The organism is Mycolicibacterium brisbanense, assembly GCF_001570425.1.
In the GTDB taxonomy this organism is placed as follows: Bacteria; Actinomycetota; Actinomycetes; order Mycobacteriales; family Mycobacteriaceae; genus Mycobacterium; species Mycobacterium brisbanense.
Window position 1 is genome coordinate 24,648 of record NZ_BCSX01000051.1, and the last position, 26,762, is coordinate 51,409.

A 26,762-nucleotide genomic window follows, 5' to 3' on the forward strand; every position below is an offset into this window, starting at 1 on the left:
AGGTCGGCCGGTGAACGGGTAATTTCGTCATATGACGGATGATGCGGATCCGGTTGGCGTCGAGTCGCCCCTCGAGCACGCGCTGGCGGGCGGCGAACCGCAGCGTGTCGGCTGGTTCCGCTTCTATTTCGCCGACGAACGCTGGGAGTGGTCTCCGCAGGTCGAGCGGATGCACGGATACTCACCTGGTACGGCACAGCCCACGACCGAGCTCGTGCTGTCGCACAAGCATCCCGAGGACTACGGGCAGGTTGCTGCGACGCTCGACCAGATCCGCCGGACCGGTGGCGCGTTCAGCACGAGACACCGGATCCTCGATACCGACGGCAATGTCCACTACGTCGTGGTGGTGGGAGATCAAATGTTCGACGACGACGGCTCCGTCGTCGGCACCCACGGCTTCTACGTCGACGTCACCAAGTCGTTCGCGGCGGCGCAGGAACGGCTGGTCACGGCCACGGTGGCCGAGCTTGCCGAAGCCCGCGGCGCCATCGAACAGGCCAAGGGCATGTTGATGGTGTTGTACCGGATCGACGCCGATGCCGCCTTCGAGCTGCTGAAATGGCGATCACAGGAGACCAACACCAAGCTGCGCGTGTTGGCCGAACAGATCGCGCACGATTTTCTCCATTTGGACTACAGCGAGACGTTCCCCAACCGCATCGTCTTCGACCGGTTGCTGCTCACCGCGCACCTGCGGGTGAATCGAGAGGTTTAGCCCGGCGCGTTACGGGGAAGTCGCTTCGGCGACATGCGCGCGGACATCCGGGAGGCGATATGGCGATTTGCGCCACCTGCGGCAACGACTACGACAAGGCGTTCACCGTGAGCTGGAATGGCCTCACCGAGACGTTCGACAGTCTTGAATGCGCGGCCGTGCGAGTAGCGCCGGAGTGTGCGGCGTGCGGTTGCCGGATCTTGGGTCACGGCGTGGAGGCGTCGGGCATCATGTACTGCTGCGCGCACTGCGCGCGGCAGGCCGGGCATCCGACGATGGTCGACCGGCAGAGCGTGATCGGCGGCTGAGATGCTCAACAATTCGGCCCATGTCGGGCCGCGCGTTCTCCATCGCGACGCCGATGCGCACGCCGCCGTGCGGTTCGGGTTCGCGGCCGCAGGCGCCGGGGCGGCGTTGCTGATCGCCGCGGCCGCATGGATGAGTACCTGTGCCGGTGCGACAGCCGGCGGACTGGCATGCGGCGCACCTGAACGTTCCCTGTTTGCGCTGGCCGCACCCGCCGTGCTGTTGGTAGCGGGTGTCCGTGCGTTCGCCCGGGCTTACCAGGCGTCGCGGCGCGGCGAGAATTGGCGCAATTGGCAGTGCGCCGCCTTGGCATTGATGGCGCTCACGCTGCTGGCGTTCACCCTGGCGCTGTCCATGCTGGCCAGGGTGTCGTAACTCCCACGCCCTGCACATCGCGCGAAAAGTGGCTTGTCCCAATGGCGATGGCCCAGCCGTATCGGCTGGGCCATCGTCGCATCGCTAGGGCCGCTGATGGGCCTGCTCGCGCTCTTCGGCTGCCTTGGCGCCTGCGCGTGCAGAGTCGGCCTGTGCCTCCTTCTTGGCGGCATCCTGCTGTGCATCGGCCTTGTCCTGCTGGGCCTTGCCCTCACGGACCATGTCTTCACGCCCGGTTACCGTGCCGATCGCTTCCTTTGCCTTGCCTTTGGCGTCTTCGACGACACCCTTGACTGCTTCCTCGGGACCTGAATTCTTCTTCTCGGTCATACTTACCTTTCCGCTACGGGAGTGGATTGGTCACTGCACGCGCCGTTGCGTGCACGGCCCGTATTCCCGGTGCCTCCCGCGATCAAACGTGCGTGGTTCGGGTGATCAAAGTGGTTATCAACCCGTCTATCTGGGACATCGGTGTTTGTTCCGGGTGGTGCGCGGGTACCGGAGAGAGGGCCACGCGAAAGGAATGAGATGACGGCTTTTGCCCTGGACGGTGTCTACCCACCGCAGGAGGATTCCCAGTTGCTGATCGACGTGCTCACCGGCTTCACTTCGCTGCAGGAGCGCAGCGTCGTCGATCTCGGTACGGGCAGCGGTGTGGTGGCGGTGGCGGCAGCCCGGCTTGGCGCGCGGTCTGTCACAGCATTCGACATCTGTCCGAACGCCGTGCGCTGCGCTCGCGGCAACGCGTTGGCTGCCGGCGTGGATGTCCATGTCCGCCTGGGCTCTTGGACTCAGGCCCTGGAGTGCGAACCGTTCGATCTCGTGGTGTGCAATCCGCCTTACGTTCCCTCCGGCGCGGAGGCCGACACGGGTTCGATTCCGCCATGGGCCGGGCCGATGACCGCGTGGGATGGGGGTGAGGACGGACGCCTCGTCCTGGATCCATTGTGTGCGACCGTCCCGCAGATGCTGAGCGATGGCGGGTCGCTGCTGCTGGTCCAATCCGAGTTCTCGGACATCGGCAAGTCGGTGACGCTGCTGCGCGAAGCCGGCCTGGAGACGAAAATAGTTGCGGTGCAGTCTATTCCGTTCGGACCGGTGCTGACGGCGCATGCCGCGGCGTTGGAGGCATCCGGTCAGCTCACCGAGGGGCGCCGCCACGAACTGCTGGCAGTCATCAGAGCGGACAAGCGATGAGCGAGTTCCGGACGGTGCGGGTGGTGCCGGGCGGTCCGATCTTGGTCGAGGGGCCGGTCAAGATCGAGACGGCCGACGGCCGCACCGTCGAATCGTCTCGCTTCATGGTCGCGATCTGCGCGTGCCGACGGTCGAAGAACTATCCGCTGTGTGACACCAGCCACCGCAAGACGAGGCAGTCAGTCGAGCGGGCGAAGTAGCGAACTACGCCCGCACGTCCAGCATTTCATCATCCAGTAGGCGAGCCGGTCCTCGACGACTTCCCAGGCGCGGATCCCGAACACCACGTCATCGGCCAGCGCCGGTTCGCTGGACAGCAGGCTGTTGATGACGTCGGTGCGGACCACCTGTTCATGGACAGCGTCGGCTTCCACATGCTCGCGGTAGAACTTGGTGCATGCCTCGGGTGCCTTCATCCGCTTCAATGCGGACACCATCCGCTGGGACCCTGGAGACGACGTGATCTCGGTCGCCGCGAAATGCCCGACCGCCGCACCCCGTAACCGCCGGTGCAGGCCGAACAGCGACATGAGGTTCACCGCGATCAAGGCCTCGGCCGGCACTGCTCCCAGGTAGGCAAGATAGTTGCTGTCCAGTTCTGCGGCGGTCATCAGATCGGCGAACAACTGTTGGTGCACTTGACTTCCCGAACCGGCTCCGAACTCGTCGAATTCGACGGCCACGAACGACGCCTTCGCCTGCCCGCCCAACCGTGGGATCAACCAGGCGTGCGGATCGCCCTCCTTGAGGTGGTACACCGATCGGTGCACGAAGTATTCGCGCATCTGCTGCCAGGTTCCGTGGTCACGCAGATAGTAGCTGGGGCCGGTACCGTCCGCCGGCTCGGTCGACAGGCGGTCCATCTCGGTTGCCGGCGTGGCGTCCGCGTCGATCGCCCCGACCTCGCGGCGAATCGCCCCGAGGAAGGCGTGTTCCATACGCGAACGGAGGTGCAGCAGACCTGCGTTCCACTCCCAAGCGGGGTCGACACCGGCGAAATCTCGGTAGTGCAGTTCGTAGCACACGTAGAGCGCCAGCTGGAGGTCGAGCCCCAACGGGTCGGAGTCGTGCAGCCGTGCTTCGACTGGTTCGAGGTGGGTATGCGGTGCGCATTCAGCGAGCAATTCGATGACCGCAGCCGAAACAGGTCCGCGAGCGTCGGGCAACTTGGGCTGTGCGCAAAGGGGCAGTGTTGTCATGTTGCCGGGGTGTATTCCCAGCCGGGGTCGCGTCAAAACGTCGATGGGATTGCCGAGCCCGCGACGGGGTATCACTGAGGTACCAGACGCCGTCAAACCTGTCTGTCGTCCCGGAACCACGATCGACAGGTTTGACGCCCAACAGCCCGGGTATCGCGTGCTCATGGGATTTCAAGTAACAGAAGTACAGCGCTACCTCGGTGGATTCGACTACCCCGGAACACCGAAAGACCTTGCGGCTCACGCTCGTCAGAATGGTGCGGACGATGAACTTGTGGAGAGCCTGGGTGGGCTGTCCGAGCAGCAGTTCGATGGACCCAACGCCGTGATGAAGGCATTGGGCAGCGAGAACGCTTTGGGCGACTGACGCAGGCCCTCGTCAGCCTCAGGCGTGGCGCAGCCCGTCCAGCTGAGGCCTGCCGCCCAGGTGCCCGACTGTGGCACTCGCGGCGGCGGTGGCCAGGTGGCCGGCCTGCACGGGATCCGCGTCTCGGCGCAACGCCGCGATCAGCCCTGCCATGAACGCGTCGCCCGCGCCGGTGCGGTCGACCACCGGGGCGGATGAGAGCGGAAACAACCGGCTGCCGTCACGCCATACCAACAGGTCGCCGACACCGGGTATCGCGAGCGCGACGAGCACCGGGCCTTTGCGCAAGATCCGGCTCGCCAGAGCCGTGGCCGCGGCGGCAGTGCTCACAGGCTCGCCGGCGAGCAGTTCGGCTTCGTCCGCGTCCGCGCGAAACACGTGGACGAGCTCGAACAGTTCGTCGGAGTGGTCCGGGTCGACAGCGCCGTCGGCGAGAACGAGGGCACCCGCTTGTCGGCCCTGCCTCGCGGCGCGCAGGGTCGACTCGATCGGTTGCTGCAGCTGCACGGAGACGGTGTCGGCGGCCAGTAGCGCCGCTCGCCCGCGGTCGATGTCGTCCGGGGTGAGCAGCGCGTGCTGCGGAACATGTTCGAGCAGAAGTCGATTGGCTGAGTCGTCCACAACGCTCACCAAGAGCGCGGTAGTGCCGCGCCGAACCACGTGAGCAGTGTCGATACCGTCGGACGACGCCTGCTGGAGCGCGGTGGCGCCCGGTTCGTCGGCACCGACCACACCGATCAGACCCACCGGAACGCCGAGCTGAGCCAGCCCGACCGCCTGATTGGCGCCCTTTCCGCCCAGCATCTCCCTGCGCTCGCGGACCGGGTGACTGCCGCCGGTTCCCGACAGGTCCGGTGTCTGCAGCACCATGTCGCGGCCGATCTGGCCGACCACCATCACGCTCACCGCACCACCTCCTGTGTGCCCTTAGCGCTACCCTGTGGTAGAGACGCACAAACCGCGGGGACGCGGCGTTTGGATGCGCGACATCCTGGGAAACCGCATCGTGAACGAACGGAGTTCGCGATGACGGCTGATGCGCTCGCCCCACCGAAACTCGCGCCGCACCGCCCATTCCCGGCGCGCCTCGGGCCACGGGGCAACCTGGTCTACAAGCTGATCACCACGACCGATCACAAGCTGATCGGCATCATGTACTGCGTCGCGTGCTTCGCCTTCTTCTTCATCGGCGGGCTCATGGCACTGCTGATGCGGGCGGAGCTGGCCGAGCCAGGTCTGCAGTTCCTGTCCAACGAGCAGTACAACCAGCTGTTCACCATGCACGGCACGGTGATGCTGCTGTTCTATGCGACCCCGATCGTGTTCGGCTTCGCCAACCTGGTACTCCCGTTGCAGATCGGCGCGCCGGACGTGGCGTTCCCGCGCCTGAACGCATTGTCGTTCTGGTTGTTCGTGTTCGGCGCGCTGATCGCCCTGGCGGGATTCATCTGCCCGGGTGGCGCCGCGGACTTCGGCTGGACGGCGTATTCACCGCTGACCGACGCGATCCACTCGCCGGGGCCGGGTGGTGATCTGTGGATTCTCGGGCTGGCGGTTGGTGGTCTCGGCACCATCCTGGGTGGGGTCAACATGATCACCACCGTGGTGTGTATGCGGGCCCCCGGCATGACGATGTTCCGGATGCCGATCTTCACCTGGAACGTCTTTGTGACGTCGATCCTGGTGCTGTTGGCCTTCCCGATCCTCACCGCGGCCTTGTTCGGGTTGGCGGCCGACCGCCATCTCGGCGCCCACATCTATGACCCGGCAAACGGTGGACCGATCCTGTGGCAGCACTTGTTCTGGTTCTTCGGCCACCCCGAGGTGTACATCGTCGCATTGCCGTTCTTCGGTATCGTCACCGAGATCATCCCGGTGTTCAGCCGTAAGCCGGTTTTCGGCTACACCACGCTGGTGTACGCCACCGTCTCGATCGCGGCGCTTTCGGTCGCGGTATGGGCACATGTTTGCCACAGGAGCCGTTCTCCTGCCGTTCTTTTCGTTCATGACCTATCTCATCGCGGTCCCGACCGGCATCAAGTTCTTCAACTGGATCGGCACCATGTGGAAGGGGCAGTTGACCTTCGAGTCGCCGATGCTGTTCTCGGTCGGCTTCCTCGTCACGTTCCTGCTCGGCGGTCTGACCGGGGTCATGCTGGCCAGCCCGCCACTGGATTTCCACGTCACCGACAGCTATTTCGTGGTCGCGCACTTCCACTATGTGCTGTTCGGCACCATCGTGTTCGCGACGTTTGCCGGCGTGTACTTCTGGTTCCCCAAGATGACGGGCCGGCTGCTCGACGAACGTTTGGGCAAACTGCATTTCTGGTTGACCTTCATCGGGTTTCACACCACGTTCCTGGTGCAGCACTGGCTCGGCAACCAGGGTATGCCCCGGCGTTACGCCGACTATCTGCCGTCCGACGGGTTCACCACGCTCAACGTCGTCTCGACCGTCGGCGCGTTCATCTTGGGCGTCTCGATGCTGCCGTTCGTCTGGAACGTGTTCAAGAGTTGGCGGTACGGCGAACCGGTCACAGTCGACGATCCGTGGGGTTACGGCAACTCACTGGAGTGGGCGACGAGCTGCCCGCCGCCGCGGCACAACTTCACCGAGCTGCCCCGGATCCGTTCGGAGCGACCCGCATTCGAACTGCACTACCCGCACATGGTCGAACGGATGCGCACCGAATCCCATGTGGGGACGGGACCATCGGGTCGCGATGGAACAGGCTGACGCCGGCTGACTCGTCGACCGTTTCGGAACGACGCGAGGCGGGTAGCTCTATGCCAACGACCGACCCGAGAGGAGCAGTGATGGGGGACACCGCCAAGGACCCAGTCGATCACGCCCGTACCACGCGACCGCATGCCGGCGAGACGATGAAAGACACCAAGAACATGCCGGCAATCGGTCTTCTCTTTGTTGCCGTCGTGTCTCTCGTCGCGTGTCTTGCGGCATTCGCCACCTCACACAGTGACGTCGGCACATGGTTGGCAGTGCTGGCCGCCGTCTTGTTCGTGGCGTGTGCGGTGTGGTTCGGCGTGGAGCACCGGCGCGTGCGCCGTAGGGAAGCCGAGTGGCACGCCCATCGCGAGGGCGACGAGGGACCCGCACACCGCTGACGCGCGGGCCTGCTGCGCGAAACCGGCTCAACCGAGCAGTGTTTGGGGGGACATCAACGTGTCCGCCCGTCGTCAGTGTTCGCGGTCGATGTCATCGAGTTCGGGATCGAGATCCACTTCATCGCGTTGTTCCTGCCAGTCGCTTTCACTACTTTCCAGGGGCGGGCTGGAACTCGGTTCGATCGCCTCGTCATCGCCCGGTGGGGGCGGCTTGACGTCGCGTTGCTGCTCGACGGCGTCCGCGACCGGCACTTCGTCGTCCTCGGTTTGCATGGCCTCGGGAGTACCCAGCGCTGCTCGATGCCAAAACTCTTCGCGTGTTTAAGAGTGGGTTGCCAGGGTACTTCCGCCCCATGGATGCAGACCTCCCGCGCACGGTGCTCGCGTGGCATGTGCACGGCTCATGGATGGAGTCGTTCGTCGCCGGGCGGCATCGCTATCTGATACCCGTCAACGAGGCGGGCGATGCAGATGGGAAGGGTCTACTTGGCCGTGATTGGCCACGCGCACAAGAAGTTTCGACAGACAAACTCCGCGAGCAGGACATCGACCTGATCGTGCTGCAGCGACCGCGAGAGATCGAGTTGGCTGCAGAGTTGCTGGGCAGGCGTCCCGGTATCGACATTCCGGCCGTCTACGTCGAGCACAACGCCCCACGGCCGGATGCGGTCGACAGTAACCATGTGCTGGCCGACCGCATGGATATCCCGCTGGTCCACGTCACGGAGTTCAACAGGCTGATGTGGGACAACGGCATTGCTCCGACCAAGGTGATCACCCACGGCATCGCCGACCCCGGCAATCTCTACACCGGTGACGTGGCGGCTGCGGCGACCATGATCAACGAACCACTGCGCCGGTGGCGCACCGTGGGAGCCGACTTGTTGGCCGAACTCAGCAGTCAGGTCCCGATCGACGTGTGGGGCATCGGTTCTCGGGAACTCAACCGCAAAGGCGCATTCGCGGCGGTGCGCGGTAAGGGCGATGTCCCGCATCCGCGGGTGCTGTATCAGATCGCCCGCCGTCGGGTGTATCTGCACACCGCACGATGGACGTCGTTGGGCATGTCGCTGGTCGAGGCGATGTTTCTCGGCATGCCGATCGTTGCTGTCGGCTCGACGATGGCGCCGATGACGGTGCTCGCGGAGGCAGGCGTGGTGAGCGCGGACGTCAAGACACTCGCATATGCGCTGCAGGGATTCGTGACTGACGCATCCGCGGCTGCGATCGCGGGCAAGGCGGCCCGTGCGTACGCGCTGGCGCACTTCGGCCTCGACCGGTTCCTCAAGGACTGGGACCGGGTGATCGCCGAATGCTGCCGGTGAATTCTGGAAGGAGTTGCGAATGAAGATTGCAATGGTCTCCGAGCATGCCAGCCCACTGGCCGCACTCGGGGGCGTCGATGCGGGCGGCCAGAACGTCCATGTGGCAGCGCTTTCCGCCGCTTTGAGCCGGCGTGGCCACGAAGTCGTCGTCTACACCCGGCGCGACGACCGGGCCCTGCCGGAGCGCGTGACCACCCCGGACGGATACAACGTTGTACATGTTCCGGCGGGCCCCGCCGAACACATTCCGAAAGACGAGCTGCTGCAGTACATGGGGGAGTTCGCCCGGTTTCTCGACAGCGATTGGATCGCGCACCGCCCGGACGTCGTCCACGCGCACTTCTGGATGTCCGGAGTGGCCAGCCAACTCGCTGCACGCCACCTGAATCTCCCTGCGGTGCAGACTTTTCACGCGCTCGGTGTGGTCAAGCGAAGGCATCAGGGTGCCGACGACACGAGCCCACCGGAGCGGCTCAAGCTGGAAAGCATGGTGGCGCGTTGTGCCACCTGGGTGGCCGCGACGTGCACCGACGAGGTATTCGAGCTCATGCGCCTCGGCCGCTCGCGGAGTCGGACGTCGGTGGTGCCCTGCGGCGTCGATCTGGACCTGTTCACACCGGAAGGTCCGAAGTCGCGCCGTGGCGCGGCACACCGCATCGTCAGTGTCGGCAGGTTCGTGCCCCGCAAAGGGTTTGATCTCGCCATCCGCGCATTGGCCAGCATCCCCGATACGGAATTGGTGATCGTGGGGGGACCGGACCGAGCGGCGCTCAGGCGCGATCCCGAGGCGCGTCGGTTGAAGGCGTTGGCCCGGGAACTCGGCGTCGACGATCGGGTCAAGCTGTGCGGATCGGTGGCCCGGGCGAACATGCCGGCTGTCCTGCGGTCCGCCGACATCGTCGCGTGCACACCGTGGTACGAGCCCTTCGGCATCGTGCCACTGGAGGCGATGGCCTGCGGTGTGCCTGTCGTGGCGTCGGCGGTTGGCGGCATGCTCGACACGGTTGTGCACGATGTGACGGGTCGACTGGTCCCGCCGAAGCGGCCGGACCTGTTGACCGACACGCTGAACAGCCTGCTGCGCGACGACTTCCTGCGGCGCAGCCTCGGAGCCGCGGGCCGCGACCGCGCTCGGTCGCGGTATTCGTGGGACCGGATCGCAGCCGACACCTTGCGGGTATACGACCGCGTGGGCCCGGCGGCATACGTACCGCCGGTAATTCCGGCTGACGCCTCTGAGAGTGCTGTTCAGTGACCGGATTTCGCACGGTCCAGCAGGGTGACCGCATGTTCGACCGCGGCGGGCAGCCGTCGGCGCGATGCGATCACAGCGGGCAACCGCAGCAACGCTTCTGCGGCTGCCCGGGCATGCGCGGTGTCACCGGACGCGGCGCACGCCAACGCCGCGGCTCCACCGAAGCACGGCCCGATGGGGCGACGCAGCCAGGTGGTCAGTACTGCGTTGCGCAGGCTGCGAGCGTCCTGCGCCGCGTTCGTCTCGCGCAGCTGCGACGGCTGGTGGATGGCGGTGAGCTCCGGGCAGTAACACAGGTCCCAGCCGCGCGCAGCCAAATCCATTGCCAGCAGCTGTTCCTCGCCGCGGAAGTGCAGAATCGGACTGAATCCTCCCGCTGCCTCGAAGGCCGTCTTGCGGACGATGGCGGAGCAGGAGAGAAAGCCCAAGATCGACGGACCCGGCAGGTCGGGCCGGCGCCCGAGCGGACTGTTCGCGAGCTGCTCGACCACAGGGTCGTCTTGTCGCTGCGGCCATACCTCGGTGCGTGCCGCCAGCAGCGCGACGCTCGGATGACGTTCGAACATGTCCGCTGCGACGGCCGGGGACTCCGGCGTCCACCACGAATCATCGTCGCAGAACGCGACGTACGGTGTGCGGCACGCCGCGACGCCGACGTTGCGCCCCACCGCGCCGAGGTTGGACCGCAGACCCAGCACGGTGACCCGGTCGGCCGATCGCGCGGCGACGCGCCGGATGCGATCGACGGCTCCGGCCTCAGAACCGTTGTCCACGACGATGATCGGACACGGTGTCGTGTCGAGGAGTCTGCTCACCACGGTGGCCAGTTCGGCCGGGCGATTGCGGCTGGCGATGACGAACGAGACCTTACCTGCATGTTCCATAGCGCAGGCGGCTACCCGCGACGGCGAGAGGCAAACCCTCATGCGTGAACTGAACCGAGTTCTGGTGACGGGCGGCGCAGGGTTTGTGGGCAGCCATCTGTGTGACCGATTGCTGGACTCTGGCGTCGAGGTGGTGTGCGTGGACAACGGGGTGACCAGCATGCTGGATGCGCCGACCCGGCTCGCGGAGCGGCCGGGCTACCGGTTCGTGCTTCACGACATCGTTCATCCACTGCCGTCCCTGCCCAGTGTCGACACGGTTTTTCACCTTGCGTCGCCCGCGTCACCCATCGACTACCAGCGGCTACCGGTACAGACCTTGACGACGAACTCCGCCGGCACTGCCAACGCACTCGATTACGCCGAGCGGTGCGGCGCACGTTTCGTGCTGGCGTCGACGAGCGAGGTGTACGGCGACCCGCTGCAGCATCCGCAGCGCGAAGACTATTGGGGCAACGTCAATCCCGTCGGTCCCAGAAGTGTCTACGACGAGGGGAAGCGATACGCGGAAGCCCTGACATTCGCCTACGCGCGGGCCCGTTCCGCCGATATCGGCGTGGCTCGTCTGTTCAACACCTACGGTCCACGGATGCGCCGCGCCGACGGCCGCATCGTGCCGACCTTCTGCGAGCAGGCGCTTGCGGGCAAGCCGCTCACGGTTCACGGCAGTGGAGGGCAGACCAGGTCGCTGTGCTACGTCGACGACACCGTCGACGCGCTCTTGGCGTTGGCCCGGGCCGACTGTCAGGGACCGATCAACATCGGCAATCCGGACGAACTGACCGTGCTGGCCATCGCGGAACTCATTCGGGAGTTGGCAGGCAGCGAATCGCCGATCTGCCGGGTGCCCGGAGTCGACGACGATCCGCAACGCCGCTGCCCGGACATCACCGAGGCGGGTCGGCAGCTCGGCTGGAAGCCGCAGGTGGATTGCCGCGACGGGCTGCAGAGGACCATCGAATGGTTTGTCCAGCAAGGCATGTCAGAAAGCGACTGAGGAGGAGTCGGTGCGAGTACTCGGAATCAACGCGGTGTTTCACGATCCGGCCGCCGCACTTGTGGTGGACGGCCGGATCGTGGCGGCCGCCGAGGAGGAACGGTTCAGCCGCCGCAAACACGGGAAGGACGCCGTCGCGTTCTCGACCTGGGAACTGCCGGTGGCCGCCGCGCGGTGGTGCCTGGAACAAGCGGGTCTGGAACCCGCTGACCTGGACGCGGTCGGTTACTCCTACGATCCCGGGTTGCTCCGCGGCAGTGCGGCTGATCTGATCGGACATGACGGACAGTGGGAGAGCCTGCGGACCCTGTACGCCGAACGCGCACCGAAGTTTCTGCAATCGGCCTTCCCGGGACTCGATCCGGGCATCGTCCGCTACGTCCGGCACCATGTCGCCCACGCCGCATCCACCGCGTTGGCCTCGCCGCACCCGGACTGCGCTGTCCTCGTGGTCGACGGACGCGGTGAGACCACGTCGATGCTGGCCGGCGCATACACCGACAACAAGCTGGATGTGCTGGCGACTCAACAGCTTCCACACTCACTCGGCCTGCTCTACGAGGAGCTCACCGAACATCTGGGGTTCAAACGCTCCAGCGACGAGTACAAGGTCATGGCGATGTCGTCGTACGGTGAACCACGTTTCGCCGACCGGTTCCGAGAACTCGTATACAGCTGTGGAGATGACGGATTCCGCACGGAACCGGTGGACTGGCAGTCTTTCGGCACCAGTTGGCAGGACAGGGTAGATCTGGCCTGCAGCGTGCAGCGGGTCGTCGAAGAGGTGCTGCTCGAGCTGGTGGCATGGCTGCGCGACCACACCGAGCACCGGCACCTGTGCCTGGCCGGGGGAGTGGCGCTCAATTGCGTCGCCAACTCGAAGATCCACCAGCACAGCGGGTTCGACGACGTGTGGATCCAGCCCGCCGCAGGCGATGCGGGTACCGCGCTGGGCGCCGCACTCGCTTTGGCTGCCGAGGCTCACGATCCGATCACGCCGATGCCGTCGGCCGCACTGGGCCGAGGTTGGACCGAAGCTCAGATCGCCGATGTGCTCGACACCGCGGCCGTCCGGTATGAACGCCCCGCCGATCTTGCCGCCACGGTCGGCGACGCGCTGGCCGATGACCAGTTGGTGGGCTGGTTCCAGGGCCGCGCCGAATTCGGCCCGCGGGCCCTGGGCGGGCGGTCCCTGCTGGCCGATCCCCGCAGTGCGGCCAATGTCGAGCGCCTCAACGCGGTGAAGGGCCGTGAGCAGTTCCGGCCCGTCGCGCCCATGGTGTTGGCCGAGCGTGCCGACGAGATCTTCTCGGGCGGGCCGATTCCCAGCCCCTACATGCTGTTCGTGCACGATGTGGCAGCCGACTGGCAGCGGCGGATCCCGGCCGTCACACACGTCGACGGCACCGCCCGGATCCAGACGGTCGACGGGGCCGATCCGTTGCTGCACGGCACCATCAGCCGGTTCTGCGATCGCACCGGGGTACCGGTGATCGTCAACACCAGCTTCAACACGGCGGGCCGACCGATGGTCGATTCGCCGCGCGACGCCCTCGAATGTTTCGGCAGCGCACCGATCGATCTGCTGGCGATCGGTCCGTTCGTGGTGCGGAGGCGACCGTGAGCTTCGCGATCGTGATACCGACGATCGGGCGAGCGACGTTGCAGCGGTTGTTGTTGGCGTTGGACCACTCCGAGGGCCCGGCGCCGGACTCGGTGGTTGTCGTGGACGATCGCGTCGAATCGGACCCGCCGATCCTGACCACCGCGACACTGCCGGTGAAGCTTTTGCGCTCCGGCGGGCGTGGCCCCGCGGCGGCGCGCAATGTCGGCTGGCGCAGCTGCGCGGCGGACTGGATCTGTTTCGTCGACGACGACGTTCTTCCGCAAAACAATTGGTTCACAGCGCTTTACCAAGATCTACTCGATGCCGAGGCTGCCGGGGCGGTCGGGTCGCAAGCTGTCATCGAAGTGCCCGCGCCGTACGGGCGGCGCAGCACCGATGACCAACGCCGGACCCAACGGCTGGCCGACGCGCAGTGGATCACCGCCGACATGGCATATCGGCGCAGCGCGCTGGTGGCCGCGGGCGGGTTCGACGAGCGATTTCCCCGGGCCTATCGCGAGGATTCCGATCTCGCACTGCGCATCACATCGGCCGGCGGGTCGATTGTGCGTGGTGCCCGGCGTTCGCGCCATTCGCTGTCCCGCACCTCGTGGGCCGCCAGCGTGCGTGCGCAGCGGGGCAATCGAGACGACGCGCTGATGCGCCGCAAGCATGGGCGCGGTTGGCGTTCTGCGGTGGGCGAGGGACGCGGCCGGTTACCCCTGCATGCGGCGACGACGATCGCGGCGCTCCTCTCGCTTGCGACACCACCGCCGCTGTCGTGGTTCGCCCGCGCCTCATGGTGTGCACTGACAACCGATTTCGCCGTGCGCCGGTTCCTCGCGGGCCGCCGCACGCCCGTTGAAGCGGTCAAGATGCTGATCACCAGCATCGTGATTCCACCCGTCGCGGTGGCGCACCGGCTGCGTGGCGAATGGGAATTCCGTGGCGCGCACCGGGATCCGTGGCTTGCCGTACTGCTCGACCGCGACGACACCATCATCAAGGACGTCCCGTATCTCAACGATCCCGCAGGCGTGCAACCGGTGCCCGGCGCGGTGGAGGCGATCGAGCGTCTTCGGCAACGCGGATTGCTCCTGGCGGTGGTGTCCAATCAGTCCGGTGTGGCGCGGGGATTGATCACCGCCGACCAACTCGATGCGGTCAACGCGCGGGTCAATGAGCTGGTGGGCCCGTTCGATTCTTGGCAGGTGTGTGTCCATGCCGAGCAGGATGGCTGTGGTTGCCGTAAGCCCGAGCCAGGCATGGTGCGGGCGGCTGCCGAAGTGCTCGGCGTCGAGCCGAAACGGTGTGTGCTGATCGGCGATACCGGAGGCGACGTGCGTGCCGCGCTCGCGGCAGGCGCCGCCGCGATCCTGGTTCCCACCGAACGCACGTTGCCCGATGAGGTCACCGAGGCCCGGGCCGTCGCGCGGGTTGCGGCGAGCCTTCCGGATGCGGTGGCGCTGGTGCTGCAGGGGGCGCGATGACTGCGGTGGTGGCCCGGCTCGACAGTGCGGGTGACGTCTTGATCACCGGCCCCGCGGTGCGCGCGGTCGCGAGCCGGCACGGCCCCGTCGTGTTCTTGGCAGGTCCACGCGGCTGCGAGGCGGCACGACTGCTGCCTGCCGTCGCCGACGTCATCGAATGGCAGGCACCCTGGGTCGATTTCGACTCCCCGGAGTTGACCTGCGACCATGTCGAGTCACTGGTCAAACAGCTGCGCGACGTCGGGCCCGATCGGATGTACATCTTCACGTCGTTTCACCAGTCACCGCTGCCGCTGGCTCTGATCGGTCGCATGGCCGGGGTGCCGTGGATCGGTGCGATCAGTGAGGACTATCCGGGCACGCTGCTGGATCTTCGGCACCACGCCGAGCCGGGGGTGCCGGAACCGGAGCGGGCCTTATCGTTGGTCAGCGCCGCGGGGTGTGCGCTGCCGCGCGGCGACGACGGTGCGCTGAGGGTCGACGTAGCCTCGTCGTTGCCGGCCGATCTCGACGAAATCACCAGGGTGGCACCGTATGTGGTATTCCACCCGGGTGCCGCGGTGCCGGCTCGGCGCCCCACGGCCGACCGCAGCGCGGCGATGGTGAGAGCACTTGCCGACGCCGGCTACCGGGTACTGGTCACCGGCGACCGCGCCGAGTGCGCCCTGACCGCCCAGGTGGCCGGTGATACCGCGGTCGATCTGGGCGGGAGAACGTCACTGGCGACGCTGGCCACGGTTTATGCGAGATCCCGCGTCGTCGTGGTACCCAACACCGGCCCAGCGCATCTGGCCGCGGCCGTCGCAACGCCGGTGGTATCGCTGTTCGCGCCGGTAGTGCCGGCATCGCAGTGGCTTCCATACGGCCGCAATGTGATCCGGCTTGGCGACCAAACGGCCCCGTGTCGGCTGACCCGAGCCCGGCAGTGCCCGGTATCCGGGCATCCGTGCCTCGACGGCATCACCGATGCCGAGTTGCTGGCCGCTGTCGATCAATACGGAGGTAGGACAACATGATTGCTTCGCACATGCACGCTCTGACGACCGCGGTGGACCGCATCGACGGCGAGACCGCGCGGCTGACCAGGTGGGGGCGGCACCTCGCCGCCGTACTGACCGGTGGCGGTCGGCTGCTGGCCTGCGGCAACGGTGGAAGCGCGGCGGAAGCGCAGCATCTCACCGCTGAGCTCGTGGGCCGGTTCAAGGATGAACGAATCCCGTTGTCGGCCATTTCTCTACACGCCGAGACATCCGCGTTGACCGCGATCTGCAACGACTACGGTATCGAAGACATGTTCGCGCGCGGCGTGCGAGCACACGGCCGACCCGGTGACGTGCTGATAACACTGTCGACCAGCGGCACCAGCCCGAACGTGCTCTCGGCGGTCAAGGCAGCACACGACGTCGGCCTGACCACGTGGGCGCTGACCGGGCCCGCGCCCAATCCGCTGGCGTCCATGTGCGACGACGCCATCTGTGTCGAGGCGCCGAGCACCGCGACGGTTCAGGAGATCCACTTGCTGCTCGTGCATTCGCTGTGCATCGCGCTCGACGATGTGGTGTTGGGCGCCCCTGACGTGCCGGGGGGTGTCTGATGGCCAGGCCCATCGTCGTGGTAGGCGACTGCATGCTCGATATCGACATCGACGGCAGTGCGACCCGGCTCAGCCCCGAGGCCCCGGTGCCCGTCGTCGACGCGGAGCGGGTCTGGCATCGTCCCGGCGGCGCGGGGCTGGCAGCTGTGCTGGCAGCTCGCACCGATTCGGACGTGATTCTGGTGACCGCGATCGCCGATGACGCCGAGGGCCGCGAACTCACCGAATTGCTCGAGTCGGCGGGCGTGACGGTGGCCCGGCTGCGGATGAACGGCACGACTCCGTGCAAGACCCGAATCCGGGCCACCGGACAGTCCGTGCTGCGGCTGGACTACGGCGACGGCACAGTGCCCGCGGGGACCGTGCCCGGACCTGTCGTCGAAGCGCTCGACGACGCCGCCGCGGTGTGTGTGGCCGACTACGGGCGCGGTGTGACCGCACATCCGGCATTACGCACGTTGATCGAGTCGGCCGCACAGCGCGTGCCCGTGGTGTGGGATCCCCATCCGCGCGGCGCCGATCCGGTCGAAGGATGCCGGCTCGTGACCCCGAACCAGGGTGAGGCCCAGTCGTGTTCAGCGGACGCGTTGAGACAGAAGTGGCAGGCGCACGCGGTCTGCGTGACGCTCGGTTCGGACGGCGCCGTGCTGTCGACCGACACCGGAGAGACCACGCACGTGCCGGTGCCACCGGCGGCACGCGCCGGCGCCGGCCGCAACGACGCGTGCGGCGCGGGCGATCGGTTCGCTGTCGCGGCAACGCGTGCGTTGGCCGACGGCGTGGACACCGCTGAGGCGGTACGGGTCGCGGTCACCGCGGCCAGCCGGTTCGTCGCCACCGGCGGCGCAGTCGCTGTTTCCACTCCGGTAGCCGTGGGTACGCCGGGGCGCGGGACCGATGGGACCGCGATGATCACCACGGACGTCAGCCAGGTCCGCGACCGCATGCGGGCCAGACCGGGCACATTGGTGGCCACGGGAGGCTGTTTCGACCTCCTGCACACCGGCCACGTGCGACTCCTGCACCAGGCCGGTCAGCTCGGAGACACCCTGGTGGTGCTGCTGAATTCCGACGCATCGGTACGGCGGCTCAAAGGCCCTGGACGACCCGTGACGGCAGCGTTGGACCGAGCCAGGGTGCTTGCGGCACTGGCCTGTGTCGATGCGGTACTGATCTTCGACGAGTCCTCGCCCGAATCTCAGCTGGAGGCACTGCGCCCGGATGTGTGGGTGAAAGGCGGCGACTACACCGAAGCCGATCTACCGGAGGCGGCCGTTGTCCGCCGCAACGGCGGTGAGGTGGTTCTGCTGCCGACCGTCGCCGGTTACTCGTCATCGAAGTTGATCCGCGACGCGGCCATGACCGAGAGGGGCAATTCGTGAGTTTGGGAAACGTCATCATCACCGGCGGTGCATCCGGCCTCGGTGCGGCAACTGTCGAAGCCGTTGCACGCCATGGCGGGACACCGATGGTCATCGACCGCAAACCTCCGCAGGCGGACGTGCCGTATCAGGCCGCCGACCTCGCCGACACCGAAGCGGTTGATTCCGCGGTGGGCCTGCTGGCCGACCAGGCGGGCAGAAGGATCGACGGGCTGTTCACCGCGGCGGGTATCGATTCCTGCGGCAAGCTGGCCGATGTCAGCGCGAAGGACTGGGAACGGGTGATCCACGTCAATCTGCTCGGCACGGCGGCCGTCGTCCGTTCTGCGCTGCCCTTCCTCAAGGCCAGTGGCGGCCGCATCGTGACGTGTGCGTCGACCCTGGGAATCAAGGCGGTCAGCGACGCCACCGCGTACTGCGCATCGAAATTCGGCGTCGTCGGGTTCAGCCGCGCGTTGGCAGCCGAACTCGCCGGCGAGGTCGGTGTCACGATGCTGATACCGGGCGGCATGCACACGCCGTTCTTCGACGGTCGTGCCGACCAGTACAAGCCGCCGCCCGATGCCGTTCTGAACAAACCGGAAAATGTCGCGGAGACAGTCGTTTTCGCGCTGTCACAGCCCGCGGGTTGTGAGATCCGCGAACTGGTGGTCTGTGCATCGACGGAATCGTCATGGCCGTGAGTTCGGCGGGCTCGCCGCATATCCTCGTCTTGCGGGCGCTGGGTCTCGGCGACCTGTTGACAGGGTTCCCGGCGCTACGAGGGTTGCGCCGAGCGTATCCCGACGCCCGCATCGTGCTTGCCGCGCCGGAGCGGTTCAGCCGGCTGGCCATGCTGTCGGAGGCCATCGACGAACTCGATCCGACGCCGGGCCTGGGACGCCTGCACCCCCGCCTGCGGGTGCCCGACATCGCCGTGAACCTGCACGGGAGCGGGCCCGAGAGCATCGCGGACCTCAGATCGCTGCAACCGAAATCACTGCTCAGTCACCGCCACCCGGACCATCCCGATGTGCAGGGACCGCCGTGGCGTGCCGATCTGCACGAGGTCGATCGCTGGTGCGCCCTGCTGGAATGGTACGGAATCACCTGCAACCCAGATGATCTGGCGATCACCCGGCCGCCGGGGTACCCCGACCGCTCGGGTGTGGTGGTGATACACCCGGGTGCCGCGACGGCGGCCCGCCGGTGGCCCGTCGACCGATTCGCCACCGTGGCCGCGGCACTGCGCAATTCCGGCTACGACGTGGTCCTCACCGGCGACAGCAACGAGATCGGACTTGCCCGGGCAGTGGCCGAGCAGGCGGGCCTGCCTCAGTCCGCCGTTCTGGCAGGAACTCTCGGGCTACTCGGCATGGTTGCGTTGATCAGCGATTGCCGCCTGCTGCTGTGCGGTGACACCGGAGTCGGACACATCGCCACCGCGACGGGCACTCCGTCGGTACTGTTGTTCGGCCCGACCCCGCCGAAACTCTGGGGGCCGCGCGGATCCGGCGAGCACGTCGCCCTGTGGGCCGGTGACCGAGGCGATCCCCACGCTGACGAGCCCCATCGTGGGCTGCTGTTGATCACGCCGCAACGGGTCCTCGACGCGGTCGAGGGCGTTCTGGGGGTGAAGACGTGAGGGTCGGAGTCGTCGGGGCCGGTTACGTCGGGCTCACCTCGGCGGTGTGCCTTGCCGAACGCGGGCACGCCACGGTCTGCGTCGACGTCGACGCACGGCGGGTGCGTACGCTGGCGGCAGGCGAGGCGCCGATCGACGAACCGGGCCTTCCGCAGCTTCTGACGTCGACACTGCGCACCGGGACGCTGCGATTCAGCGGACGTTTCGAGGAGTTGGCCGACTGCGAAGTGGTGTTCGTGTGCGTTCCCACGCCGAGCCGGCCGGACGGGTCCGCGGACCTCACCGCTGTCGATGCGGCCGTCGGCGAGCTGGCCCGAACCCTGCGGCCCGGTGCGGTGGTGGTGATGAAATCGACTGTGCCGGTGGGCACGACCCGCACCGTGATCGACCGGTTACGTCCCACCGGCATCTCGGCGGTGTCCAATCCGGAGTTCTTGCGGGAAAGCCATGCGATTTACGACTTCCGCCACCCCGATCGCATCCTGATCGGAGCAGCCGATGACCGTGCCGCCGACCTACTGCAGCAGGTCTACGGTGCAGGGGACGCCGATGTGCTCCGGATGAGTCCGGAAAGTGCCGAACTGGCCAAGTACGCCAGCAACGCGTTTCTGGCAGTGAAGATTTCGTACGCGAACTCGCTGGCTCAACTGTGTTCACGCGTCGGCGCTGACGTCGCCGATGTGGCCAGGTGCATGGGGGCCGATGTCCGGATCGGTAAGCACTTCCTGCAACCGGGCCCGGGCTGGGGAGGCTCGTGTCTGCCCAAAGACACTGCGGCACTGTTGGATACCGGGCGCCGCAACGGAGTCGAACTGGCCGAGGTGGCCTCGGCCCGCGATACCAACCTGGGCCAGGCCGACCGGATCGTGGCGGCCTTGGCCCGCACCATGACGGGCCCGCTCGAGGCAGCGCGGATCGCGGCGTTCGGTCTGACGTTCAAGGCAGGCACCTGCGACGTGCGGGATTCGCCCGCCCTCTTCATCAGCAACCGGCTCGCCGACCTCGGCGCCCAGGTGAGCGGTTACGACCCGCGGCTGGCCATGATCGACCAAGACGCGGTGCGCCGGGCGTCCGTCGCCGCCGTCGACGATCCGTACTTGGCCGCGAAGGCGGCCGACGCGATCGTCGTCTTCACCGAGTGGCCGGAGTTCCGCGAACTCGACTGGGTTCGCATTGCCGGACAGGCGCCGGCCGCGGTGGTGATGGACACGCGAAACCTGCTCGACCCCAACGAGATCATGCAGGCCGGGCTCAGGTATCTGGGCAACGGAAAAGTCCCCGGATTCTGATGAGGTGGTGGCCGCATGCGACTCGGAGTATTGGACATCGGCTCGAATGCCGCTCAGCTGCAGGTGGTTGACGCGTTGGCGGGCGCGCCACCGCTTCCCATTCGCTCGGTCAAGATTCCCACCCGGCTGGGACAGGAGGCCAGCATCGAGCGGTCGATCGGTCAGCAAGGGATCGACCGAATCGTCGCCGCCGTGCAGCAGGCCATCGAGGCAGCCCGGGGCATGGACGTCGATCAGCTCTACCCGTTCGTCACCGCGGTGATCCGCGACGCCGACAACCGCGAGGAGGTCCTGCGTCAGGTCGCTGAGACCACGGGTATGTATCTGCGTTTCCTCAGCGGCGAGCAGGAGGCCCGGTTGACGTACTTCGCCGTCCGCAGCTGGTACGGCTGGCAGGCCGGTCGGCTGCTCAACATCGACATAGGCGGCGGATCAATGGAACTTGCGTTCGGTCGGGACGCCATACCCGATCTTGCCGTATCGCTACCGCTCGGAGCGGGACGGGTGAGCACCAGCTTCCTGCGGCCGGATCCGCCGTCGCAGGCCCAGGTGAAAGATCTGCGTCGGTATGTGCGCCAGCAGGTTCGGGAGGTGGCCAACCGTGTGCAGTGGGACGGCACACCGCGTCGCGTGGTGGCGACCTCGAAGACCTTCAAACAGCTGGCCAGGCTCGGCGGTGCGGCCTGTGGTCGCAAAGGCCCATTTGTCCGCAGGACGGTATCGCGATCGGCGATAGCGACGGCGATTCGTCGGCTGGCAACGGTCGACGCCCAGGATCGCTCCCAGTTCCGCGGCATCAAGCCGGCTCGTGCCTGGCAGATCCTCGGCGGCGCCGTCGTGGCCTACGAGACGATGCGCTGTCTCGGCATCGAACGCGCGGACGTGAGCCCGTGGGCGCTGCGTGAGGGCATCATGCTGGGCTACCTGTCGTCGATCCGCATGCCGGAAGGCGAATTGGTTTTGCAGCCACTGACTTTCGACCGATCCGACGGGACGGCGACGGTCACGTCACTGGTGCCCAAGGGCTAGCGCGACACCTTGCGGATCAGCCGTGCCGTGCCGCGTCCCAGGATGGCCTGTCGTTCGTCGGCGTCCTTGGTGTGCGCTGACCGCCGTACGCTCGTGGCGATGGTGAGACCCTGCCGGTAGGCCTTCGACACGCGCGGGTCGATATACGCGCTGCGCGCAACGGCTGGGGTGTTGCCGAGTTCTTCTGCGACTTCACGGGTTACCGCTGCCTCGACCCTCTTGATCACTTTGTCGTCGACCGGGGGATCGGCGTCGGCGAATGCCGCAGCCGCCAGAACGGTGCCGTGCCACGTGCGCAGGTCCTTGACGGTGTATTCGTCGCCGACCATCTGCTTGAACCGGGCGTTGAGATCGTCGGCATGAACAGCGCTGAACCCGTCGCCGTTTCGGTACGACAGCAGGCGGTGATCAGATCCGGCGGCGCGGCGCAGACTGCGGACGGCGCGGACCGTGTCCGGGTCTTCGATGTCGAGGACCCGGCGCACACCGCTTTTCGCTGGATAATCGAATTCGACCGACCCGGAATGCACGGTCACGTGTTCGCCCATGAGTGTGGCGATACCGAAGGAATTGTTTTCTTCCGCGTATTGGTCACCGCCTGCGCGGAAATAGCCGAGATCCAGCAACCGTAGGCCGACCGCGAGCACCCGCTGCCGCGACAGCCCTGGCCGCCGCAGGTCCGCCGCCACCGCCCCGCGCCAATCCGGCAGCAGCGCAGACATTTCCAGGACGCGGTCGAACTTTTCCTCGCTCCGGTCCTCATGCCACTGCGGATGGTAGAGGTATTGGCGGCGGCCTGCCGCGTCGGTGCCGACGGCCTGGATATGACCGTCCGGACGCGGACAGATCCATACGTCCTTCCAGGCCGGCGGGATCACCAGCTCCTCGATACGTTGCAGCGCTCTCGGCGAGGTCACCCGTCGGCCGTCGTCGGTGTGGTAGCTGAAACCACGACCACGACGTACCCGGTGTAGACCTGGACCGCCGACTACGCTGCGGCGCAGGCGCATCGCGACCGACGCCGGCCGGGGCGCGGCCGATCACACAGCAAAGATGGCATCCGTTGCGCCGCCCCGGTACGAGAAGCCGTTGCGCAGCTTCGACAAGGCTGCCTTGACCGTTGGGGCGGCGGGCAGTTGCTCATCGGGGTCGCAGATTCGGAGCACGCGCAACACTGCGGGGCTCGGTACCAGCGCCCAGCCCACACCCTCACGGGCGCAGCGCATGTTCAGGTTGTGAAGCACGGGAACGCACGACACGGAGAAGAACTGTACGGATTGCAGGTCGAGGATGAGCTCTTTGCTGCGGCTGATATGCCCTATCACGTACTCGGCGAATTGCCGCGAGTTGGCGGCATCGAGTTCGCCGCGAACGGTCACCAGCGCAGTTGACGGTCGCGCCCAGCGGGTGCTGAAACCTGCCATCTGGTCGCCGCGGAAGCCGGACTGCTTACCGGTGGTAAAGGACGGCACGTTGAGTATGGACACGTTGCCTCCATCAATCGAAAAATGTCGATTCATACATGGCACGCAAACGAGCTCTGGGTTTTCAAAGCAATGAGCGCAGGGGAGTCGAGCAGCTCTGCGCACCAACGCGCGTGTTTGGGCTGTTAACTCAACCTGTTCATGACTCTACGTCGCGGCGGCGCCACGGACAATCGGCTAAGGGATTTCTCATGGTTGCCTGGGCAAATTGGGTCGCCAAAAGCCCAGGTAATCCCTAATTGACGGGGGTGTCTGCAGAATTGTCACAGACAAGCACGGTGACAATTCTCAGGCAGGGACCATATCGGTCACGCGGTCCCATGCGCGGTGTCGTTCGAGCGCTGCGACGAGTGCACCGATGAACGCGTCGTCGAGCTCGTCGCCGCTCGTGCTCGACGTGATGACTCCGGCATCTGAGACGGCTCCCGACCCGTTGGCCGGTCGGGTTCTCACACCGGCCACCTGCAGTACGTCGATACCTGCGCCGAAGGCGGCGACGGGCTTGAGGTGCTTGTACGCCTCGCTCACGAAATGAACCATCGCTCCGTCTTGTGCGAGCTGTTCGACCGATTCTGCTCCGCCCGGTACCAGGACGGCGTCGTAGACCGCCGACGAGGTGGTGTTGATGCCCAGGTCCACCGCGAGTTCGTGGCCGGTGTCGCACCAGACCGTGCCGCCGCCGACCGTGCTGATGATGTCGACCGTGGCGCCGAGGCGGCGCAGTGCTGCGGCTGCGCGTTCGGTTCCACGCACGTCGACCCCGCCTGCCGCAAGGACGGCGATGCGTCGGGTGTCGATCGTGCTGGGGGCCGCGTTGAGCTGCGACAAGGCGGGTGACGGGGCGTGCCGGACGTCGATGGATACCTCGGCCGGTACGGGGAGTCCCAATTTCGCGGCGACGCGTGCGGCGAGATCGTGGTCGATCAGGTTGAGTTGCTCGACCACTCGCGGTCGTATGCCGGTCTCGGGCCCTACTTTGCCAAGTTCGAATGCGAACGCGGCGACGATGTGTTCGGCCTCGACCGCGGACATGCTGTCCCAGAACATGCGTGGCTGGCTGTAGTAGTCCTTGAAGCTCTCGGCGCGCTGGCGGATCTTGTGGCCGTCGACGCGTTCGGTGTAGTGCCGGAAGACGTCCTCATCGGCAAGAGCAGGGCAGCCACCGCCGAGGGTGTTCTTGTAGTAGCTCGTCGGCCCCTGGGCGATCGTGTGCTGGCCGTAGCCATCGCGCTGATTGTTGCGAACATCGGCAATGGGACGGTTGACGGGCAGATGGGCGAAATTCGGTCCGCCCAACCGGATGAGCTGCGTATCGAGATAGGAGAAGTTGCGAAACTGCAGCAGCGGATCGTTGGTGAAATCGATTCCCGGCACGAGGTTGGCGGTGTGGAACGCCACCTGTTCGGTCTCGGCGAAAAAGTTGTCCGGATTGCGGTCGAGCACCATCCGCCCCACCGGAAGCACCGGCACCCGTTCCTCTGGGACGAGCTTGGTGGCATCGAGCAGGTCGAAGGGGAATTCGAATTCGTCGGACTCGGGGATCAGTTGTACCCCCAGCTCCCACTCCGGATAGTGACCTGCGTCGATGGCATCCCACAGATCGCGCCGATTGAAATCGGGGTCCTTGCCTGCGATCTGCTGGCATTCCTCCCAGATGAGCGAATGCACGCCCAGCAGTGGCTTCCAATGGAATTTGACGAAAACCCCTTGGCCCGAGGCGTTCACGAGACGGAACGTGTGCACGCCGAAGCCCTGCATCATCCGATAACTGCGGGGCAGTGCGCGGTCGGACATCAACCACATGATCGCGTGCAACGTCTCCGGCTGCAGCGACACGAAATCCCACAGGGTGTTGTGCGCCGATGCGGCTTGCGGGATCTCGTTGTGCGGCTCGGGTTTGACCGCGTGGACGAAGTCGGGGAACTTGATGCCGTCCTGGATGAAGAAGACGGGAAAGTTGTTGCCCACGAGGTCGTAGTTGCCCTGTTCGGTGTAGAACTTCGTGGCGAACCCGCGCACGTCACGGACGGTGTCGGCTGAGCCGCGCGAGCCGGCCACCGTGGAGAACCGGACGAAGACGGGCGTTCGCAGGCCCGGTGTGGTCAGGAATTTGGCCGCGGTGAAATCCGCAAGCCCGTCGTCATACGGCTCGAAATAGCCATACGCGCCAGCGCCTCTGGCGTGCACGACCCGTTCCGGAATGCGCTCGTGGTCGAAGTGGGTCACCTTCTCCCTGGCGTGGAAGTCCTCCAGCAGGGTCGGGCCCCGTTCACCGGCGGTCAGGGCGTCATCGGTGTGGTCGATGCGCACGCCCTGCTGGGTGGTCAGATACCCCTTGCCATTGTCGACTCGGGCGTCGTCGAGTTGTTGTTGCTTCCGGTTTGGGGTGTTGTTCACCGCGATTCCTCTCATGGTGGGACCTCCGCGGTGAGTACCCGACGCGGACGAAGACAAACCAGGTGGAATCGGCGGTCAGAGTGAGGCGGCCCTCGCGTAATCGCGGGCGACCGCGTCCTCGACTGACGCGGGCGTCACTCGCTTGACGAAATCGCCGAGGTACCGAAGTGCGCGGCGGCCTTCCGGCAGGATGTCGGCGGCCAGCGGGAAGTCGTGGATCTGGCCGTCCCACAGGTGCAAATCGCACTGTGCGCCCGCGTCGACCATCCGTTGATACATCAATTCCGCGTCGGACAGCAGGAATTCATCGGTGCTCACGTGGATCGACACGGGCGGCATGTTCTCCAGTTGCGCATCGACGGGGGAGACGATCCGCCGGTTGAAGCGGCCCCGACGTTGTGCGGTGAGGTAACGGGAGAACGCCGTCATCGCACGGGCAGTGAACATCGAGCATCGCGAATGAGGCTGTGCCAGACGGTGCGCCGCATCGAGATCGGTCAACGGCGAGATCGCTGCCACGCCTGCCGTGGGTGTGCGCCCGCGGCGCAGGAGTTCGAGTGCGGTCGCCAGCGCGAGGTATCCGCCGGCGGAATCGCCCGCGAGAACGATCTCGTGGTCACGGTATCCCCGGCGCACGAGCCAGCGTAGCCCGTCGAGAGCATCGGCGATGGCGGCCGACGGTCCGTATGACGGGAGCATGCGGTAGCCGACGTTGAGGACTTCGGCGTCCGCGGCACCCGACAACCGGGCCACCAATGATCTGTGTGTGTTGAGGCCACAGGTGAGAAACGCCCCGCCATGCAGGTACAGCACCGCGCGACGCGCGGATGTGCCCGGCGCGCAGACCAATTCAGCGGGACAGGTGGGTAGCTCGACACGGTGTACCGATACCGCGGGCGGGTGTGGCGCCCAGCCTGCGATGCGATCGATGGAATCCAACGGCCAGCGCAGGTTCGGTTGCAGTGCCCATAGCCGCACGGCGTTCTTGACCAGAAGTCGACAGCCGGCTGCCAAAGCCAACGACTGCGGGCTGCGGCCGCGATGGTGGTGTCGCGTTCCCGAGTGCGCGACAGCCGATTTGCCCTGCGCTTTTCTCATGGCGTTCAACTCCTGTCACT

General features: G+C 66.2%; 28 protein-coding genes and 1 pseudogene. 20 read left to right on the top strand and 9 right to left on the bottom strand.

Annotation, left to right across the window (positions count from 1 at the left end; translation table 11 throughout):
* Positions 1 to 31 precede the first annotated feature (31 nt).
* From RMCB_RS28950 to RMCB_RS28960, 3 genes are read left to right on the top strand one after another with little or no spacing between them, the layout of a single operon-like run.
* Entirely contained in the window at positions 32 to 718 is a 687-nt protein-coding gene (locus RMCB_RS28950; RefSeq protein ID WP_062831503.1) for a PAS and ANTAR domain-containing protein, read from the top strand.
* A gap of 59 nt (positions 719 to 777) precedes the next feature.
* Entirely contained in the window at positions 778 to 1,026 is a 249-nt protein-coding gene (locus RMCB_RS28955; RefSeq protein ID WP_062831504.1) for a metallothionein, read from the top strand.
* A 1-nt stretch (position 1,027) separates the two neighbouring features.
* Positions 1,028 to 1,399 (top strand): hypothetical protein, encoded by a 372-nt coding sequence (locus RMCB_RS28960; protein ID WP_062831505.1) that lies wholly within the window; start codon positions 1,028 to 1,030, stop codon positions 1,397 to 1,399.
* An 84-nt stretch (positions 1,400 to 1,483) separates the two neighbouring features.
* Here the strand turns inward: RMCB_RS28960 and mbp1 are convergent, their stop codons facing one another.
* On the bottom strand, positions 1,484 to 1,729 hold the full coding sequence (gene mbp1 / locus RMCB_RS28965) for a microaggregate-binding protein 1 (protein ID WP_062831506.1): 246 nt from the start codon (positions 1,727 to 1,729) through the stop codon (positions 1,484 to 1,486).
* 198 nt (positions 1,730 to 1,927) lie between these two features.
* On the opposite strand from mbp1, the gene RMCB_RS28970 reads away from it, so the two are divergent.
* Both RMCB_RS28970 and RMCB_RS28975 read left to right on the top strand, forming a co-directional pair.
* Positions 1,928 to 2,596 carry a HemK2/MTQ2 family protein methyltransferase gene (locus tag RMCB_RS28970; protein WP_062831507.1) on the top strand — a complete coding sequence of 223 codons (669 nt, stop codon included), beginning with the start codon at positions 1,928 to 1,930 and terminating at the stop codon, positions 2,594 to 2,596.
* A complete protein-coding gene (locus RMCB_RS28975) occupies positions 2,593 to 2,796 on the top strand; it encodes a CDGSH iron-sulfur domain-containing protein (RefSeq protein ID WP_062831508.1) in 204 nt (67 codons plus the stop codon). Before RMCB_RS28970 ends, RMCB_RS28975 begins: the two co-directional genes overlap by 4 nt.
* Here RMCB_RS28975 and RMCB_RS28980 read toward each other — a convergent pair.
* Positions 2,776 to 3,795, bottom strand: coding sequence for an iron-containing redox enzyme family protein (locus RMCB_RS28980; RefSeq protein WP_062831509.1), 1,020 nt, complete (start codon positions 3,793 to 3,795; stop codon positions 2,776 to 2,778). The two genes, RMCB_RS28975 and RMCB_RS28980, sit on opposite strands and share 21 nt — an antisense overlap.
* Before the next feature lie 163 nt (positions 3,796 to 3,958).
* Here RMCB_RS28980 and RMCB_RS28985 point away from each other — a divergent pair, with 163 nt between their 5' ends.
* Positions 3,959 to 4,162: a DUF2795 domain-containing protein gene (locus tag RMCB_RS28985; RefSeq protein WP_062831668.1), complete on the top strand. Its 204-nt coding sequence runs from the start codon at positions 3,959 to 3,961 to the stop codon at positions 4,160 to 4,162.
* A gap of 18 nt (positions 4,163 to 4,180) precedes the next feature.
* Here RMCB_RS28985 and RMCB_RS28990 read toward each other — a convergent pair whose 3' ends face one another.
* Positions 4,181 to 5,059 carry a PfkB family carbohydrate kinase gene (locus RMCB_RS28990; RefSeq protein WP_234792289.1) on the bottom strand — a complete coding sequence of 293 codons (879 nt, stop codon included), beginning with the start codon at positions 5,057 to 5,059 and terminating at the stop codon, positions 4,181 to 4,183.
* A gap of 129 nt (positions 5,060 to 5,188) precedes the next feature.
* Here RMCB_RS28990 and ctaD point away from each other — a divergent pair.
* Positions 5,189 to 6,899: pseudogene (gene ctaD, locus RMCB_RS28995) on the top strand (aa3-type cytochrome oxidase subunit I).
* An 80-nt stretch (positions 6,900 to 6,979) separates the two neighbouring features.
* Complete coding sequence (gene usfY / locus RMCB_RS29000) at positions 6,980 to 7,288, top strand: protein UsfY (protein ID WP_062831511.1); 309 nt, start codon at positions 6,980 to 6,982, stop codon at positions 7,286 to 7,288.
* 72 nt (positions 7,289 to 7,360) lie between these two features.
* Here usfY and RMCB_RS29005 read toward each other — a convergent pair whose 3' ends face one another.
* Positions 7,361 to 7,561, bottom strand: coding sequence for a hypothetical protein (locus RMCB_RS29005; RefSeq protein ID WP_062831512.1), 201 nt, complete (start codon positions 7,559 to 7,561; stop codon positions 7,361 to 7,363).
* A gap of 80 nt (positions 7,562 to 7,641) precedes the next feature.
* On the opposite strand from RMCB_RS29005, the gene RMCB_RS29010 reads away from it, so the two are divergent.
* Both RMCB_RS29010 and RMCB_RS29015 read left to right on the top strand, forming a co-directional pair.
* Entirely contained in the window at positions 7,642 to 8,613 is a 972-nt protein-coding gene (locus tag RMCB_RS29010; protein ID WP_062831513.1) for a glycosyltransferase, read from the top strand.
* A gap of 19 nt (positions 8,614 to 8,632) precedes the next feature.
* On the top strand, positions 8,633 to 9,868 hold the full coding sequence (locus RMCB_RS29015) for a glycosyltransferase (protein WP_062831514.1): 1,236 nt from the start codon (positions 8,633 to 8,635) through the stop codon (positions 9,866 to 9,868).
* Here the strand turns inward: RMCB_RS29015 and RMCB_RS29020 are convergent.
* Positions 9,862 to 10,752, bottom strand: coding sequence for a glycosyltransferase family 2 protein (locus RMCB_RS29020; RefSeq protein ID WP_062831515.1), 891 nt, complete (start codon positions 10,750 to 10,752; stop codon positions 9,862 to 9,864). The two genes, RMCB_RS29015 and RMCB_RS29020, sit on opposite strands and share 7 nt — an antisense overlap.
* 40 nt (positions 10,753 to 10,792) lie before the next feature.
* On the opposite strand from RMCB_RS29020, the gene RMCB_RS29025 reads away from it, so the two are divergent.
* From RMCB_RS29025 to RMCB_RS29070, 10 genes are read left to right on the top strand one after another with little or no spacing between them, the layout of a single operon-like run.
* Entirely contained in the window at positions 10,793 to 11,749 is a 957-nt protein-coding gene (locus RMCB_RS29025) for an NAD-dependent epimerase/dehydratase family protein (protein WP_062831516.1), read from the top strand.
* A 10-nt stretch (positions 11,750 to 11,759) separates the two neighbouring features.
* Positions 11,760 to 13,373 (top strand): carbamoyltransferase family protein, encoded by a 1,614-nt coding sequence (locus RMCB_RS29030; protein WP_062831517.1) that lies wholly within the window; start codon positions 11,760 to 11,762, stop codon positions 13,371 to 13,373.
* On the top strand, positions 13,370 to 14,845 hold the full coding sequence (locus tag RMCB_RS29035; protein ID WP_234792273.1) for an HAD-IIIA family hydrolase: 1,476 nt from the start codon (positions 13,370 to 13,372) through the stop codon (positions 14,843 to 14,845). The genes RMCB_RS29030 and RMCB_RS29035 overlap by 4 nt, the downstream gene beginning before the upstream one ends.
* Entirely contained in the window at positions 14,842 to 15,861 is a 1,020-nt protein-coding gene (locus tag RMCB_RS29040) for a glycosyltransferase family 9 protein (protein ID WP_084388639.1), read from the top strand. The genes RMCB_RS29035 and RMCB_RS29040 overlap by 4 nt, the downstream gene beginning before the upstream one ends.
* Positions 15,858 to 16,439: a D-sedoheptulose-7-phosphate isomerase gene (locus tag RMCB_RS29045; RefSeq protein WP_084388640.1), complete on the top strand. Its 582-nt coding sequence runs from the start codon at positions 15,858 to 15,860 to the stop codon at positions 16,437 to 16,439. The genes RMCB_RS29040 and RMCB_RS29045 overlap by 4 nt, the downstream gene beginning before the upstream one ends.
* The gene (locus RMCB_RS29050) at positions 16,439 to 17,821 is read left to right on the top strand and encodes a PfkB family carbohydrate kinase (protein ID WP_062831519.1); all 1,383 of its coding nucleotides are present in this window, start codon (positions 16,439 to 16,441) and stop codon (positions 17,819 to 17,821) included. The genes RMCB_RS29045 and RMCB_RS29050 overlap by 1 nt, the downstream gene beginning before the upstream one ends.
* The gene (locus tag RMCB_RS29055) at positions 17,818 to 18,504 is read left to right on the top strand and encodes an SDR family oxidoreductase (protein ID WP_062831520.1); all 687 of its coding nucleotides are present in this window, start codon (positions 17,818 to 17,820) and stop codon (positions 18,502 to 18,504) included. Before RMCB_RS29050 ends, RMCB_RS29055 begins: the two co-directional genes overlap by 4 nt.
* Entirely contained in the window at positions 18,495 to 19,445 is a 951-nt protein-coding gene (locus RMCB_RS29060) for a glycosyltransferase family 9 protein (RefSeq protein WP_062831521.1), read from the top strand. The genes RMCB_RS29055 and RMCB_RS29060 overlap by 10 nt, the downstream gene beginning before the upstream one ends.
* Positions 19,442 to 20,734 (top strand): UDP-glucose dehydrogenase family protein, encoded by a 1,293-nt coding sequence (locus RMCB_RS29065; protein ID WP_062831522.1) that lies wholly within the window; start codon positions 19,442 to 19,444, stop codon positions 20,732 to 20,734. The genes RMCB_RS29060 and RMCB_RS29065 overlap by 4 nt, the downstream gene beginning before the upstream one ends.
* A 15-nt stretch (positions 20,735 to 20,749) precedes the next feature.
* Complete coding sequence (locus tag RMCB_RS29070; protein WP_062831523.1) at positions 20,750 to 21,763, top strand: Ppx/GppA family phosphatase; 1,014 nt, start codon at positions 20,750 to 20,752, stop codon at positions 21,761 to 21,763.
* Here RMCB_RS29070 and RMCB_RS29075 read toward each other — a convergent pair.
* The 4 genes from RMCB_RS29075 to RMCB_RS29090 form a co-directional block, all read right to left on the bottom strand.
* Positions 21,760 to 22,773: a DNA topoisomerase IB gene (locus RMCB_RS29075; RefSeq protein WP_062831524.1), complete on the bottom strand. Its 1,014-nt coding sequence runs from the start codon at positions 22,771 to 22,773 to the stop codon at positions 21,760 to 21,762. The two genes, RMCB_RS29070 and RMCB_RS29075, sit on opposite strands and share 4 nt — an antisense overlap.
* A gap of 30 nt (positions 22,774 to 22,803) precedes the next feature.
* Positions 22,804 to 23,250 (bottom strand): STAS domain-containing protein, encoded by a 447-nt coding sequence (locus RMCB_RS29080; protein WP_062831525.1) that lies wholly within the window; start codon positions 23,248 to 23,250, stop codon positions 22,804 to 22,806.
* 285 nt (positions 23,251 to 23,535) lie between these two features.
* Positions 23,536 to 25,659, bottom strand: a complete 2,124-nt coding sequence (locus RMCB_RS29085; protein WP_276064415.1) for a catalase — start codon at positions 25,657 to 25,659, stop codon at positions 23,536 to 23,538.
* A gap of 60 nt (positions 25,660 to 25,719) precedes the next feature.
* A complete protein-coding gene (locus RMCB_RS29090; RefSeq protein ID WP_084388641.1) occupies positions 25,720 to 26,742 on the bottom strand; it encodes an alpha/beta hydrolase in 1,023 nt (340 codons plus the stop codon).
* Positions 26,743 to 26,762: the final 20 nt, after the last annotated feature.